At 61.3% G+C, this 15112-nt stretch carries 13 protein-coding genes; 8 read left to right on the forward strand and 5 right to left on the reverse strand.

Going from position 1 to position 15112, the window contains the following annotated elements; all coding sequences use genetic code 11:
• Window positions 1-11: 11 nt before the first annotated feature.
• Entirely contained in the window at window positions 12-953 is a 942-nt protein-coding gene (gene fruK, locus ACMGGW_RS15160) for a 1-phosphofructokinase (protein WP_043136417.1), read from the reverse strand.
• Window positions 950-2083, reverse strand: coding sequence for a fused PTS fructose transporter subunit IIA/HPr protein (gene fruB / locus ACMGGW_RS15165; protein WP_025303543.1), 1134 nt, complete (start codon window positions 2081-2083; stop codon window positions 950-952). Before fruB ends, fruK begins: the two co-directional genes overlap by 4 nt.
• 247 nt (window positions 2084-2330) lie before the next feature.
• Between fruB and ACMGGW_RS15170 the strand changes: the two genes are divergently transcribed.
• From ACMGGW_RS15170 to ACMGGW_RS15185, 4 genes are all read left to right on the forward strand, one after another.
• The gene (locus ACMGGW_RS15170; protein WP_043136420.1) at window positions 2331-2753 is read left to right on the forward strand and encodes a nucleotide triphosphate diphosphatase NUDT15; all 423 of its coding nucleotides are present in this window, start codon (window positions 2331-2333) and stop codon (window positions 2751-2753) included.
• A gap of 215 nt (window positions 2754-2968) precedes the next feature.
• Complete coding sequence (locus tag ACMGGW_RS15175; protein ID WP_025303545.1) at window positions 2969-4129, forward strand: NapC/NirT family cytochrome c; 1161 nt, start codon at window positions 2969-2971, stop codon at window positions 4127-4129.
• A 12-nt stretch (window positions 4130-4141) separates the two neighbouring features.
• Complete coding sequence (gene torA / locus ACMGGW_RS15180; RefSeq protein ID WP_025303546.1) at window positions 4142-6616, forward strand: trimethylamine-N-oxide reductase TorA; 2475 nt, start codon at window positions 4142-4144, stop codon at window positions 6614-6616.
• Window positions 6617-6769: 153 nt separating this feature from the next.
• On the forward strand, window positions 6770-7945 hold the full coding sequence (locus ACMGGW_RS15185; RefSeq protein WP_043136428.1) for a sugar efflux transporter: 1176 nt from the start codon (window positions 6770-6772) through the stop codon (window positions 7943-7945).
• Here the strand turns inward: ACMGGW_RS15185 and ACMGGW_RS15190 are convergent.
• Window positions 7942-8196: a YkgJ family cysteine cluster protein gene (locus ACMGGW_RS15190; RefSeq protein WP_019453627.1), complete on the reverse strand. Its 255-nt coding sequence runs from the start codon at window positions 8194-8196 to the stop codon at window positions 7942-7944. The two genes, ACMGGW_RS15185 and ACMGGW_RS15190, sit on opposite strands and share 4 nt — an antisense overlap.
• 271 nt (window positions 8197-8467) lie before the next feature.
• Between ACMGGW_RS15190 and mtr the strand changes: the two genes are divergently transcribed.
• On the forward strand, window positions 8468-9712 hold the full coding sequence (mtr, locus tag ACMGGW_RS15195; RefSeq protein ID WP_089181135.1) for a tryptophan permease: 1245 nt from the start codon (window positions 8468-8470) through the stop codon (window positions 9710-9712).
• Window positions 9713-9838: 126 nt separating this feature from the next.
• Window positions 9839-10411, forward strand: coding sequence for an elongation factor P-like protein YeiP (gene yeiP / locus ACMGGW_RS15200; protein WP_004935725.1), 573 nt, complete (start codon window positions 9839-9841; stop codon window positions 10409-10411).
• A 43-nt stretch (window positions 10412-10454) separates the two neighbouring features.
• On the opposite strand, the gene uxuA is transcribed toward yeiP, so the two are convergent.
• The gene (uxuA, locus tag ACMGGW_RS15205; protein ID WP_197832376.1) at window positions 10455-11645 is read right to left on the reverse strand and encodes a mannonate dehydratase; all 1191 of its coding nucleotides are present in this window, start codon (window positions 11643-11645) and stop codon (window positions 10455-10457) included.
• A gap of 293 nt (window positions 11646-11938) precedes the next feature.
• Here uxuA and ACMGGW_RS15210 point away from each other — a divergent pair, with 293 nt between their 5' ends.
• Complete coding sequence (locus ACMGGW_RS15210) at window positions 11939-13411, forward strand: fructuronate reductase (protein ID WP_197832377.1); 1473 nt, start codon at window positions 11939-11941, stop codon at window positions 13409-13411.
• 61 nt (window positions 13412-13472) lie between these two features.
• On the opposite strand, the gene ACMGGW_RS15215 is transcribed toward ACMGGW_RS15210, so the two are convergent.
• Window positions 13473-13781, reverse strand: coding sequence for a type 1 fimbrial protein (locus ACMGGW_RS15215; RefSeq protein WP_004935734.1), 309 nt, complete (start codon window positions 13779-13781; stop codon window positions 13473-13475).
• 318 nt (window positions 13782-14099) lie between these two features.
• Here ACMGGW_RS15215 and ACMGGW_RS15220 point away from each other — a divergent pair, with 318 nt between their 5' ends.
• Window positions 14100-15074, forward strand: coding sequence for a CobW family GTP-binding protein (locus tag ACMGGW_RS15220; protein WP_025303551.1), 975 nt, complete (start codon window positions 14100-14102; stop codon window positions 15072-15074).
• The last annotated feature ends 38 nt before the right edge of the window (window positions 15075-15112 follow it).

Below are 15112 nucleotides of genomic sequence, written 5' to 3' on the forward strand. Positions count from 1 at the left end.
TCTGCCTCCTGCTATTGATTGAAAGGTTTCAGATCGACGCGCGCCATCATCGCGGCCAACTGGGGACGATCGGTCACGCCGACGTTGCTTTGGCTGACCGCCAGCGCCGCTACCGCCGTGGCCAGACGCAGAGTGTGTTCGCTGGATTCGCGCATCAGCAGGCCGTAAATCAGGCCGCCGACCATCGAATCGCCGGCGCCCACGGTGCTGACCACCTCACAGGACGGCGGTTTGGCGATCCAGGCGCCGGAGGCGTTAACCCACAGCGCGCCTTCCGCGCCGAGGGAGATGACCACGTGGGCGATGCCCTGTTCACGCAGCGCATGCGCGGCCTCGACCACGTCCGCCAGCGTCGGCAGCGGGCGACCGGCCCAGATTTCCAGCTCGCGGCGGTTCGGCTTCACCAGCCACGGCGAGGCCTTCAGCCCGGCGACCAGCGCTTCGCGGCTGCTGTCGAAAATGATGCACGGGCACTTGGCGCGCAGCTGGGTCATCCAGTCGGTAAAGGCGTCGGGATCGACACCGGCCGGCAGACTGCCGCTCACCGCCACCATGTCGAACTGGCCCAGCCAGCTCAGCGAGTCGCTGACGAAGCGATCCCAGTCCTGTGATGTCACTTCAAAGCCGGAGAAGTTGAAATCGGTCACCTCGCCGTCTTTTTCCGTCAGCTTGACGTTGATGCGGGTGCGGCCCGGCACCACCTGAAAGCGATTGGCGATCCCCAGATCGCTGAACAGCAGTTGGAAACCGTCCTGATTGTCTTTGCCCAGGAAGCCGCCGACGGTGACGTCGATGCCTAAATCCTTCAACACTTTGGCGACGTTAATGCCCTTACCGGCGGCGTGCAGGCCGGCGGTTTTTACCCGGTTGACTTCCCCGCGCTCGATCTGCGGGCAGAAACCCACCAGATCGTACGCCGGGTTCAGGGTGATTGTTGCTACTCTTCTGCTCATGCTGCGCCCTCGCCCAGTCCTTCATTAATCGCTTCGCCAATCGCCTTCAGCGCGGCTTCAGCATCTTCTCCATTGGCGGTAAAGCGCAGGTGATGCCCTTTCTTCACGCCCAACGCCACCACCTTCATCAGGCTGCGCCCGTTGGCCGGCTTGCCGCTGCCGTCCAGGTTGGTGACGGTGATGTCACTGTTGAAACTTTTGATCACGTTGACCAGCGCCGTGCCCGGCCGCGCGTGCAGGCCATGCTCGTTGCGGATCACGAATTCGGCGCTCAGCACGCTGCTCTCTTCCGCCACGTCGCTGGTCAGCAGCGCCAGCACCCCGGCGGCATCCGCCTTCAGCAAGCGTTCAGCTTTGTTGGCCAGCAGCAGATCGCTGAGGTAGTTGAGCACCGCCAGCGGCTGCGCGTCGGCGACCGACACCGTCAGCAGCAGCGCCACCGGCTCGCCGTCTTCCACGAAAGCCTGCGCCGGGCGGCTGACGGTGGCCGCGCTGGCCAGGTTGCCTTCAACGCTGTCGCTCAGCCAAATGCCCTGCCCCAGATTCAGCGGCCTGCGGGTGATGACATCGCTGACGAACTGCGCGTTGACCGCCCCAATTTTTTGCAGACGGCCGGCGTTCAGCGCCTGCAGCGTCATCAGGCTGTCGGCCGCGACGTCGAGCGCAATCAGCGAAACGTCGAACTGGAATTCAGCGCTCTGCTGTTCGCCCATCAACAGGCTGCGCAGCTCTTCCGCGGAGGTGGTTTTCGCCAGCCGCTCCGCCACGCTGTCATCACTCAGCACGTGGGTGAGCTGACGCAGCAGTGCCAAATGCTCGTCGGAACGGGCGGCGATGCCGATCGCCACATAAGCGGTCTGGCCTTCCCCCCACGCGATGCCCTGCGGGAACTGGAACACCTGCACGCCGGTTTTCAACACCAGATCGCGGGTATCGGTGGTGCCGTGCGGAATGGCGATGCCGTTGCCCAGGTAGGTGGACGTCTGCAGTTCGCGCTGCAGCATGCCGTCCACGTAACCGGCGCTGACGCAGCCGGCTTCGGTCAGCGCGGCGGCCACCTGACGGATGGCCCCCTGCTTATCGGCGGCAGCGGCGCCCAGATGAATGTCTTGCGGTGACAACTGGAACATGATTCTCCTCTCCTGCTGAATTGAATCGTTTCAGCTTTATTGAGAAAAAGGAGCGTTACCCGCTGCCCACAAGCGGTCGGATAACGCTGAAACGTTTCAAGGAGTGTGTAAGCAGCGCAAGATGAAAGCAAGCTTTCTCCCTTTCGCCATTGCAGATTTTTGAGCTTACGCACACTTTCATCGGCGCATTGGTCAGCGCCGGGGCAAAATGACATACTGTGCTGAAACTTTGCTGACGGAGAAAAGCATGAACGTAGTGACGGGCGTCGGGGTGATCATCGTCAACCCACAAGGTGAGATTTTGTTGGGCAAACGCTGCGGCTCCCACGCGCCCTTTTGGTCGATCCCCGGCGGACATCTGGATGCCGGTGAAACCTTCGAGCAGTGCGCCCAGCGCGAAATCGCCGAAGAAACCGGGTTGATCATCGATCCGCCGCGCTTCGTTGGCGTCAGCAACAATCTGCAAACCTGGCACGCCGAAGGCAAACACACCGTGTCTATCTGCCTGCAGGTGGATCACCCCGGCGGCGAAGCCGAGCTGAAAGAACCCGAAAAATGCGCCGAATGGCGTTGGTGCGCGCCAGACTCTCTGCCGGAACCCCATTTCGAAGCCAGCCGCACAGCGATCCGCCTGTGGCTGAGCGGCCAGGCCTATCTGCCCACGGCCTGACCCATCGCGAGCGCGTGCTGCGCCGCCCCACCGCTATATAAATTAGAATATAACGCTATTTTTTGCGATATAAACCATTTTTTTGACTACGGATAACCCCATGGGGTTAACCCTCTTCTATTATTACCCCTGCAATCGACGTGGCATTCTGACCTCCGGTCGGTGGCCTTTTGGCAAGATTTTATTTTAAATTCATAATTATAAGCGGGTTTACCATGAGCAAAAAACTGACTGGCTTTGAAAAAAAGCGCCGGTGGGGATGGTTATGGCTTTTGCTGCTGGGGATTATCCTCGGCGCGGCGCTGTTGGCCGGGACTGCCACCGTATTCCATAAAACCAGCGATACCGCCTTCTGCGTTTCCTGCCACACCATGCAACAACCGCTGGCCGAATATCAGGGCAGCGTCCACTTCCAAAACACCAAGGGCATCCGCGCCGAGTGCGCCGACTGCCACGTCCCCCATCAGCCGATCGATTACCTGTGGACCAAGATCCGCGCGGTAAAAGACATCTACGGCGAGATGGTCGGTACCATCGATACGCCGGAAAAATACGAAGCGCACAAGCTGGCGATGGCGCAGTCGGTCTGGAAGACGCTGAAAGAAAACGATTCGGCCACCTGCCGTTCCTGCCACAGCTACGACGCCATGGACATCACCGCCCAGCGCCCTGAGGCGCGCCTGCAGCACCCGGTGGCGATCAAACAGGGCGAAACCTGCATCGACTGCCATAAAGGCGTGGCCCACATTCTGCCGGACATGAGCGGCGAAACCCAGGCCGGTGCCGCCGAGCTGGCCAAGGCCGCGGCGCTGACCGCACCGGGCGCCACCACCCTCTACACCATCGCCACCGAACCGTTCTTCCTCGGCGCGGACGACAGCCATAACGCCGGCAACCTGATGCCGTCCACCGAAGTGCAGGTGGTGAAACAGGAGGGCGACAAGGTGCAGGCCACCGTGAGCGGCTGGCAGCAAGACGGCGTCAGCGAAGTGTTCTACGCGGCGCAGGGCAAACGCATCCTCAGCGTGCTGTTGGGCGAAGACGCGCGCAAACAGCTGAAGACCGCGTCCACCCAGACCGATGCGGAAACCGGCCTGGTCTGGCATCAGGTCTCTCTGCAGGTGTGGCTGCCGCGTAAACAGTTGATCGACGATCAGCAAAAAATCTGGCGTTACGCCGCGGACATGATGTCGGCCAACTGCACCGGCTGTCACGGGCTGACCGCGCTCGATCGCTTCAACGCCAACCAATGGATCGGCGTCATCAAAGGCATGGCACCGCGCACCTCGCTGACGCAGGAACAGCTGCGCGTGCTGACACAATACGTACAAAAACACGCCAGCGACATGCCACCTGCCGCACCGGCCAAGCTTTAAGGGAGAAGCGCAATGAGCAACCAACAACCGTTAACCATGAGCCGCCGCCGCTTTCTGACCGGCGCCGCCGCGCTGACCGCCGCCCCGCTGCTGGCGGGCTTATGGCCCAAAGCGGCACTGGCGCAGGCCATCAGCGAAGCGCTGCCGCAGTTCATCGTCTTGCGTCAGGCGCAAAAAGGCATCCTGACCGGCGCCCACTGGGGCGCGTTTGAGGCCATCGTGCAGGACGGCAAGATGGTCGGCGTGCAGCCGGTGCAGGACGATCCGTATCCCAATGAGCTGATCACCATGGCGCCTTATCAGGTGCACGCCGAGAACCGCATCAAATACCCGATGGTGCGTAAAAGCTGGCTGGAAGGCGGCCCCGGCAGCCGTACCGAGCTGCGCGGCCGCGACGAGTGGGTGCGCGTCAGCTGGGACAAAGCGACCGAGCTGGTGTGCAATGAGATCACCCGCCTGCAGAAAGATCACGGCCCGCAGTCGATCTACGCCGGTTCCTACGGCTGGAAAAGCGTCGGCATGCTGCACAACAGCCGCACGCTGCTGCAGCGCCTGATGAACCTGACCGGCGGCTTCCTCGGCTACGCCGGCGACTACTCCACCGGCGCGGCGCAGGTGATCATGTCGCACGTGGTCGGCTCGATGGAGGTCTACGAACAGCAGACCGCCTGGCCGAACGTGATCGAAAACAGCGAGCTGGTGATCCTGTGGGGCTGCAACCCGATGGTCACGCTGAAAAACAGCTGGAACGTGCCGGATCACGTCGGCCAGACCGGTTTCGAAGCGCTGAAGAAAAAAGGCACCCGGGTGATCAGCATCGATCCGGTGCACAACGACAGCGCCAAGTTCGTCAATGCGCAGTGGATCGCCCCGCGCCCTTACACCGACGGCGCCATGCTGATCGGCATCGCCCACACGCTGCTGACCGAGAAGCTGCATAACCCGGACTTCCTGAAAACCTACACCGTCGGCTTCGACAAGTTCCAGGCCTACCTGCTGGGCGAGAGCGACGGCGTGGCGAAAACCGCCGAATGGGCGGCCGACATCAGCGGCGTCGATGCCGACACGCTGCGCGCGCTGGCGCGCGAGATGGCGAAGAGCCGCACCATGATCATGGGCGGCTGGGGCATTCAGCGCCAGCACCACGGCGAACAGCAGCACTGGCTGCTGGTGACGGTGGCGGCGATGCTCGGCCAAATCGGCCTGCCGGGCGGCGGCTTCGGCTTCAGCTACCACTATTCGTCCGGCGGCAGCCCAACCGCCAAGGGTGGCATCATCGCCGGCATCTCCGCCGGCAATGCGCCAAAAAACTCGCCGGCGCCGATCCCGGTGGCGCGCATCGCCGAATGCCTGAGCAACCCGGGCAAAACCATCGACTTCAACGGCGCCAAGGTCACCTACCCCGAGGTGAAAATGGTGTATGTGGCGGGCGGTAACACCTTCCACCAGCATCAGGACACCAATAACCTGGTCAAAGCCTGGCAGCGGCCGGACACCATCGTGGTCAACGAACCTTATTGGACCGCCACCGCCAAGCATGCCGATATCGTGCTGCCGGCCACCACCAGCTACGAGCGCAACGATCTGGAGATGGGGGGTGACTATTCGCAGCTCTATGTGTTCCCGATGCATCAATGCGTGCCGCCGCAGCACGAATCGCGCAGTGACTTCGACATCTTCTCGGCGATGGCGGCCAGGCTGGGCGTGCAGGAGGCCTTTACCGAGGGCAAGGATGAAACCCAGTGGCTGAAAGGCATGTATGACGACATGAAAAACCAGGCGCGCGCCGCGCGGGTGGCGCTGCCGCCGTTCGACATGTTCTGGCAATCCAATAACTACGTGCGTTTCCCGGTGCCCGAGGCCAATAAGCAGTGGGTGCGCTTCGCCGATTATCGTGACAACCCGCTGCTGAACCCGCTGGGCACGCCGTCGGGCAAGATCGAGATCTACTCCGACGCGATCGCCAAAATGCATTATGCGGATTGCCCCGGCATCCCGACCTGGATGCCGCCGCACGAGTGGTATCGCGGGCCGGAAGCGGCCAAGTATCCGCTGTCGCTCAATACCGCGCACCCGACCAACCGGCTGCACTCTCAGCTCGACAACACGCCGCTGCGCGAGAAATACGCGGTAGCGGATCGTGAAGCGATCCTGATCCACCCGCAGGACGCGCAGCCGCGCGGCATCACTGGCGGCGATCTGGTACGGGCGTACAACGATCGCGGCCAGATCCTGGTGGGCGCGGTGGTCAGCGAAGACGTGCGGCCCGGCGTGGTGCGCATCAGCGAAGGCGCCTGGTTCGATCCGGCCGATCCGGCGCAGCCCGGCTCGCTGTGCAAGAACGGTAACGTCAACTGCCTGACCTTCGACATCGGCTCTTCCAGCCTGGCGCAGGGCAACTGCGGGCAGATGGCGCAGCTGCAGATCGAGAAATATCAGGGGCCGGCGCTGAAAAATACCGCGCACGCGGTGCCGCAAGGCGCCTGATTTACCGGCAAGCAAGGGGGCGCAACGCGCCCCTTTTTCTCGTCGCCGCGCGACATATCCGTTTACCCTTCGCCGCAAAGGAGCGGTTTGCGTTTCATTTCAACGGGCGTATGATGCGCGCGACCTTCCTTTTTCGACGAATTCTCAACCACCATGCCGACTTCATCCGCAGTAACGCGACGCGCGCCCGATCTCACTTCGCTGGCCTTTTTGGCGGTGGCGTTTCTTACCGGCATCGCCGGCGCCCTGCAAACCCCGACGCTGAGCCTGTTTCTGGAAACCGAGGTCAAGGTGCGGCCGGCGCTGGTCGGGCTGTTCTTTACCGGCAGCGCGGTGATCGGCATTCTGGTCAGCCAGTTTCTCGCCGGCCGCTCGGATAAAAAAGGCGACCGCAAATCACTGATTTTTCTCTGTTGCATGCTGGGTGCGCTGGGGTTCACGCTGTTCGCCTGGAGCCGCAACTATTACCTGCTGCTGCTCGTCGGCGTACTGCTCACCAGCTTCGGCTCCACCGCTAACCCGCAAATGTTCGCTCTGGCGCGCGAACACGCCGATCGCACCGGCCGCGAGGCGGTCATGTTCACCTCCATCATGCGCGCCCAGGTCTCGCTCGCCTGGGTCATTGGCCCGCCGATCGCCTTCGCGCTGGCGCTGGGCTTCGGCTTCAAGGCCATGTATCTGGCGGGCGCGGCGGCCTTTGTGCTGTGCGGCCTGCTGGTGTGGAAACGGCTGCCTTCCATGCCGAAAACTGCCGCGGCGAGTGCGCCCCTGGCCGCACCGCGCCAGCATCGCCGCGATGCGCTACTGCTGTTTGGCGCCAGCACTTTGATGTGGACCGCCAACAGCATGTACCTGATCAACATGCCGCTGTATATGGTGCACGAACTGCGGCTGCCGGAGCGGCTGGTCGGCGTGCTGATGGGCACCGCCGCCGGGCTGGAAATCCCGATCATGCTGATCGCCGGTCTGGTGGCGAAACGCTGCGGCAAGCGTTGTTTGATGCGCGGCGCCGCCGTCGCCGGCGTATTGTTCTATTGCAGCCTGCTGTTTATCACCGGCAGTTGGCAACTCATCGCCCTGCAGCTGCTGAATGCGGCGTTTATCGGCGTGCTGGCGGGGATCGGCATGCTCTACTTCCAGGATTTGATGCCCGGCCAGGCCGGCACGGCCACCACGCTGTTCACCAACACCATTCGGGTCGGCTGGGTAATTGCCGGCGCCATCGCCGGTGCGGTGGCGGAAATCTGGAACTACCATGCGGTATTTTACGCCGCGCTGGCGATGGCGGCAGGTGCGACGCTGTGTCTGTGGAAGCTGAGGGAAGTTTAGGGCGCGGTGTCCGCTTCCAGCCTGGCGAGGTAGATCAGCGCCTGATCGCGGTGATCGTGGCACATATCGCGGCTCGGCTGCAGGCTGCCGCACACTTTCGGCCGCAGCGGCGAATGAAACAGGCCGCAGCGCAGCTGTTCATCCAGATGAATGCAGCGGGTATTGGCGGGCTTGCCGTTCGGCATGCCGGGGATCGGGCTGGATATTGACGGCGCGATACAGCAGGCGCCGCAGTCGCTGCGACAGTCCATCAGCGCTACTCCTGGTGGGCTGGGGAAAAGAAGCGCGACAATAGCAGCCGCGCGCGGTGGCCGCCAGCAGAATCCCTGCGCCCCTGCGATCTTTACACTCGTCCCGCAACCGTCTTACCCCGCCTGATTCGCCGCCTGGCGAGTAAACGCCCAAAAAGCCGCAATTTAAAGACAAAAACGCGTGAAACGTGCAATCCCCCCGCTTTACATGCGCCATGCACCAATGTACCATTGAGCTAGTACAAAAGAACTTCTTCCATCAGGAGCACGCATGTCTACGGACACCATCCAGAAGCTGGCCCGCCCTTCCGTCCTCGGCGGCGCGATGATCATTGCCGGAACCGCCGTTGGCGCCGGCATGTTTTCCATTCCGATCGTCACTTCCGGTGTCTGGTTCAGCGGCTCCGTCGCGCTGCTGGTGTATACCTGGGCCTGCATGTTGCTTTCCGGCCTGATGATCCTCGAAGCCACGCTGCACTACCCGAGCGGCGCCAGCTTCAACACCATGGTCAAGGATCTGCTGGGCAAAGGCTGGAACGCCGTGAACGGCCTGTCGGTGGCGTTCGTGCTGTACATCCTGACCTACGCCTATATCTCCGCGGGCGGTTCGATCATCGCGCATACGCTGGAGGGCATCGTCGGCGTCGGCCAGACCACCGCCGGTTTGGTGTTCGCGCTGGTCGTGGCGTTTATCGTCTGGCTCTCCACCCGCGCGGTCGACCGCCTGAGCACCATTCTGATCGGCGGCATGGTGATCACCTTCGTGATGTCGGTGGGCGACATGTTCACCCACGTGCAGCCTGCGGTGCTGTTCAATACCGGCGATAGCCAGGCCAGCTATCTGCCTTACGCCCTGGCGGCGTTGCCTTACCTGCTGACCTCGTTCGGCTACCACGGCAACATTCCCGGGCTGGTGAAGTACTACCACAAGGACAGCGGCTCCGTGGTGCGCAGCCTGGTGTACGGCACCCTGCTGGCATTGGCTATCTACATCCTGTGGCAGTATGTGATTCAGGGCAATATCGCGCGCGACGCCTTTAAGCAGGTGATCGCCGAAGGCGGCAATATCGGCAGCCTGCTCAAGCAAATGGGCAACGTCTCCAGCAGCCAGACCGTCAGCCAACTGTTGAACGCCTTCTCTTATATGGCGCTGGCCAGCTCGTTCCTCGGCGTGTCGCTGGGCCTGTTCGACTACCTGGCAGACTTCTGCAAGTTCAAGGATGACGCCGTCGGGCGCAGCAAGACCGCGCTGGTGACCTTTGTGCCGCCGACCCTGGCCGCGCTGCTGTTCCCGAACGGTTTTCTGTACGCCATCGGCTTTGCCGGGCTGGCGGCCACCATCTGGGCGGTGATCGTGCCGGCGCTGATGGCGCGCGCCAGCCGCCGCCGCTATCCGCAGGCGGGTTACCGCGCACCGGGCGGTAACGGCGTGATCCTGTTCGTCATCCTGTTCGGCTTGATCAACGCCGCCGCGCATATTCTGTCGCTTTTCGGCCTGCTGCCGGTCTTCCACTAATCCCCGACGGGAGGGCGGCCGCCCTCCCTTTCCCGCACTGTTTTTGCGCCGGGCTATTGCCTGAAATCGGTGGCGCGAGTACCTTGTCGCAACTTCTCTAATACTCTTCATTGCGGATGAATTGAAATGGCAAGAGCTAACGAAATTAAACGCGGCATGGCGATCAGCTACAACGGCAAGCTGCTGCTGGTAAAAGATATCGACGTGCAGAGCCCGAGCGCCCGCGGCGCCAGCACCCTGTACAAAATGCGCTTCTCCGACGTGCGCACCGGCCTGAAAGTGGAAGAACGCTTCAAGGGCGACGATATCCTGGACACCATTTCCCTGTCGCGCCGCAAGGTGAACTTCTCCTATATCGATGGCGAAGAATACGTGTTTATGGATGACGAAGATTACACGCCGTACATCTTCAAGAAAGACCAGATCGAAGACGAGCTGCTGTTCATTCCGGAAGGCGGCCTGCCGGGCATGCAGGTGCTGACGCTGGATGGCCAGGTGCTGGCGCTGGAGCTGCCGCAGACCGTGGATATGGAAATCGTCGAGACCGCGCCGGGCATCAAAGGCGCTTCCGCCAGCGCCCGCAACAAACCGGCCACCATGGCGACCGGTCTGGTGATCCACGTGCCGGAATACCTCAGCGCCGGCGACAAAATTCGCATTCATATCGCCGAACGCCGCTACATGAGCCGCGCCGACTAGTCGGTGCCAACGGGGCCGAGTCTTGGCCCCGTTTCATTTTCCGCTACGGCAACTCCGGGAAAAAACGCCGCTTGAGCGCCAGCTCGACGCCGCGCAACTCCGCCAGCCCTTTCAACCGCCCGATGGCCGAATAGCCCGGATTGGTTTTCTTTTTCAAATCGTCCAGCATCTGATGCCCATGATCGGGGCGCATCGGGATCGGCCGCCGATCGCCGGCCCGTTGCCGACGCAGCTCTTCGGTCAGGATCGCTTCGATCACCGCCACCATGTCCACATCGCCCTGCAGGTGCGCCCCCTCGTGGAAGCTTTTCGGGTTCTCCTCGCGGCAGGTGGCGCGCAGATGGGTGAAGTGAATGCGATCGCCGAAGGTTTCAATCATCCGCACCAGATCGTTGTCGGCGCGCACGCCGTAGGAACCAGTGCACAGGGTGAAACCGTTATGAAGGCTGTCGACGGTCTGCTTCAGCCACTGCATGTCTTCAATCGTGGAGACGATGCGCGGCAGGCCGAGGATCGGCCGAGGCGGATCGTCGGGATGCACCGCCAGCCGGATGCCGGCCTCTTTCGCCACCGGCACGATGGCGCGCAGAAAGACCGCCATGTTTTCGCGCAATTGCGCCTTGTCGATGCCGTCGTATTCCGCCAGGCGGCGGCGGAACTGATCCAGCGTATAGCCTTCTTCCGCTCCCGGCAGGCCGGCGATGATATTGCCGGTCAGCGTGGCTTTCTCCTCCTCGCTCATGGCGGCGAAATAGGCTGCAGCCTGACTGCGCTCTTGCGGCGTATAGTCCGCCTCGGCGCCGACGCGCTGCAGGATATGCAGCTCGAACGCGGCGAAGGCGATCTGATCGAAACGCAGCGCTTTGGCGCCGTCCGGCAGCGAATAGGCCAGATCGGTGCGCGTCCAGTCGAGGATCGGCATGAAGTTATAGCAGACGGTATCGATGCCGCAGGCCGCCAGGTTGCGCAGCGTCTGCTGGTAATGGGCGATATGCCGCTGCCAGTCACCGCTGTGAGTTTTGATTTCCTCATGCACCGGCACGCTCTCCACCACCGACCACACCAGTCCTTTTTCCGCCAGTAACGTCTGGCGCGCGCGGATCTCATCAATCGGCCAGACTTCGCCGTTCGCGATATGATGCAGCGCCGTCACGACTCCGGTCGCCCCGGCCTGACGCACATCATCCAAAGAGACCGGATCGTTCGGGCCATACCAACGCCATGTTTGTTCCATGTTTTGTCCTTATGCCTGTCTCGCATCGCGATGCTGTTATACCAGTTTAACGTAGATGTCAGTTACCTTTAAGGTACTCTTTCGCAACGCGCTGTCAAAAGTGAACCGCGCATTGGTTGATCCACTTCACGATTTTGGCTTATTTTGGACTGACCAATTCCTTTAACCTGTCGACAGACCTACACTGGTCGCAGTTTTTTATCGCCGGCGCCACCCTGCCCATACGGCGGCAAACTGGTCCGCTAACTTGATGCAAGTGGCCCGCAAGCTGTCCTACACGCTTTGGAGATGAGATGAAAACGATCGCCAACACCCCGCTACCGGGCACCGTCCGGCAACCGAACTATGATCGCCGTGCCCTGCGCAGCCGTATCGTGCACCTGGGTTTCGGCGCGTTTCACCGCGCACATCAAGCGCTGCTGACGGATCGGGTATTGAACGCCCAGGGCGGCGACTGGGGCATTTGCGAAATCAGCCTGTCTGGCGGCGTGCCGCTGTTTGAGGCGCTGCGGCAGCAGGATCATCTGTACAGCGTGCTGGAGAAAGGCGCGGACGGCCATCAGGCCATTGTGATCGGCGCGGTGCATGAAAGCCTGCACCGCAAGCTGGAGGGCATCGCCGCGGTGCTGAAGAAGCTGGCAGAGCCGCAGGTGGCAATCGTCTCGATGACCATCACCGAAAAAGGCTACTGCATCGAGCCCGGCAACGGGCAACTGGATTGGCAGCATCCGGGGATCGTCGCCGATCTGGCGGCGCCGCATCAGCCGCAGACCGTGCCCGGCATTGTGGTAGAGGCGCTGCGGCTGCGGCGCGAACGCGGCCTGCCCGCCTTTTCCCTGCTCTCCTGCGACAATATTCCGGAGAACGGCCACGTGCTGCGTCGGGCGGTGCTCGATCTGGCGCAGGCGCGGGATCCGTCGCTCGCCGATTGGATCGCCACCGCCGCCACCTTCCCCTGCACCATGGTGGACCGCATCGTGCCGGCCGCCACGCCGACCACGCTGGATGAGATCGCCGCCGCGCTGGGCGGCGTGCGCGACGAATGCGCCATCGCCTGCGAGCCCTTCATTCAATGGGTGGTGGAAGACCACTTCGTCGCCGGACGCCCGGCGTGGGAGCTGGCCGGCGCCCAGTTGGTCAGCGATGTGCTGCCGTTTGAACACATGAAGCTGCGCATGCTGAACGGCAGCCACTCGTTCCTGGCTTATCTCGGCTACCTGGGCGACTACCGCTATATCAACGAGTGCATGGCGGATGAGCACTACCGTCGCGCCGCCCTGCGATTGATGCTGGACGAACAGGCCCCGACGCTGAGCGTCACCGGCATCAGTCTGGCCGACTACGCCGCACAGCTTATCGCGCGCTTCAGCAATCCGGCGCTGCAACACCTCACCTGGCAGATCGCCATGGACGGTTCGCAGAAGCTACCGCAGCGTCTGCTGGACGCCGTGCGCTGGCATCTGCGGCACGGCGGCGACTATAGCGGGCTGGCGCTGGGCGTGGCGGGCTGGATGCGTTACATCGGCGGCGTCGATGACGCCGGACAGCCGATCGACATTCGCGATCCGCTGGCAGACGTGCTGCAACAGACTGTCGCCGCCACGCCGGACGATCGGCGGCGCGTAACGGCGCTGCTGGCGCTCAAACCGGTGTTCGGCGAAGCGCTGGCGACGCATGGGGGGTTTACCGACGCAGTGACGCAAGCCTATTTGTCACTGCGCGATCGCGGTGCGCGTGAAACGGTAAAGCATTGGGTGATGCGGTGAGGAGCCTGCAGGCTGAGAATAACCATGCCGACGTAACGTTACGCCGGCATGGCGGAACGACTTAACGATAAACGACCGTCATAACAGCAAGTTTCTTCTGTTGGTCTACCCACTTCATTTCGGTTGTGCCAAGATTCAGCGGAAGTTCTTTGCGTGTAGTATCAAAACCTGACAACGCTTGCTGGGCCTGATAATGCTGGCCGTTACGGTAACATTGCGTATTCGCCTTAGAATCTGCAATCTTGACCGTGCAAGGACTTTCAACGATAGAGCCGACGAAGCGAATTACCCCGCCGGCCACTCCTGCCTGACTCACTGCCGTCCATGAAAACAACATTCCTACGATCAAAAATAACCGAAAGGTATTCATGGCAACCTCATTTTTAGTTAAGCCAATTTAACCATAGAGGATCTTGTTAGGAATAATCGCAAGGAAAGGGACAGGATTTGATCGTTAATCGCGTCATTAACAATGTAAAAACAAGCTACTAACAAAAGTTAACCGTATCTAATACAGGGTTTTATCTAAGAATTTTCTTGCAAAGAAAGGTGGATTTTATCGGTTGAAAAGCGCAGGGTGACGTGCAAAATTTGCGAGATAGAGCACAAATTAAATCGCGGTCGTTTCACCGATACGGCTGCGTAACTCATTTATTAAGCAGGTTAATTTTTGCGCCAGGAATGATTAATGACCAAAACCAATTTGATTACCGGTTTCCTCGGCAGCGGTAAAACCACCACTATCCGCCATTTGCTGGCTCATAAACCCGAACATGAACGCTGGGCGGTATTGGTCAATGAATTCGGCGAGATCGGCATCGACGGCGCGCTGCTGGCGGACAGCGGCGCGGTGCTCAAAGAGATCCCCGGCGGTTGCATGTGCTGCGTCAACGGCCTACCGATGCAGGTGGGCTTGAATATGCTGTTGCAACAGGCCAAACCGGACCGGCTGCTGATCGAGCCGACCGGGCTAGGACACCCGAAGCAAATCCTGTCACTGCTGACCCAGGAGAGCTATGCCGGCTGGATCGATCTGCAGGCCACGCTGTGCCTGCTGGATGCCCGCCAGCTTAGCCAACCCCGCTACCGCGACAACGAAAATTTCCGCGATCAGCTGGCCGCGGCCGACGTTATTCTGGCCAGCAAAAACGACACCTATCAACCGCAAGACAGACTGGCGCTGGAAGCCTGGAGGGCGCAAGATTCGCTGCAGCGGCCCTGCTACGCCATCGCGCAAGGCGAAGCAGATGTCGCGCTGTTGTCACTTCCTCGCACAAATCGTACAGAATTGCCGGACGCGCAGCATCATCATGGTCAGGCGAAAAAGCAGGGGCTGGCGGCGCTGCGGCTGCCGGAACACGCCCGTTGGCGGCGAGCGCTGAACGAAGGGCAAGGCTTCACCAGCTGCGGCTGGATTTTTGACGGCGACACCCGGTTCGATACCGTCGGTTTCATGGAGTGGGTGCGGCTGGCGCCGGTCGAACGAATCAAAGGCGTGGTGCGCATCCCCGAAGGCACATTGCTGATCAATCGCCAGGGGCAGGATCTCAACATCGAAACCCGCCCGCTCGCACCGCTCGACAGCCGAATTGAACTGATCCACAGCGAAAATGCCGATTGGAACGCCCTGCAATCCGCCTTGTTTAAGATTCGTTTAAGTTAAACCCCGTACCGTTGCCCCCCGGTTGTCGCAGGGCAACC

The organism is Serratia sp. BNK-4 (assembly GCF_048685115.1).
Lineage (GTDB): Bacteria > Pseudomonadota > Gammaproteobacteria > Enterobacterales > Enterobacteriaceae > Serratia > Serratia bockelmannii.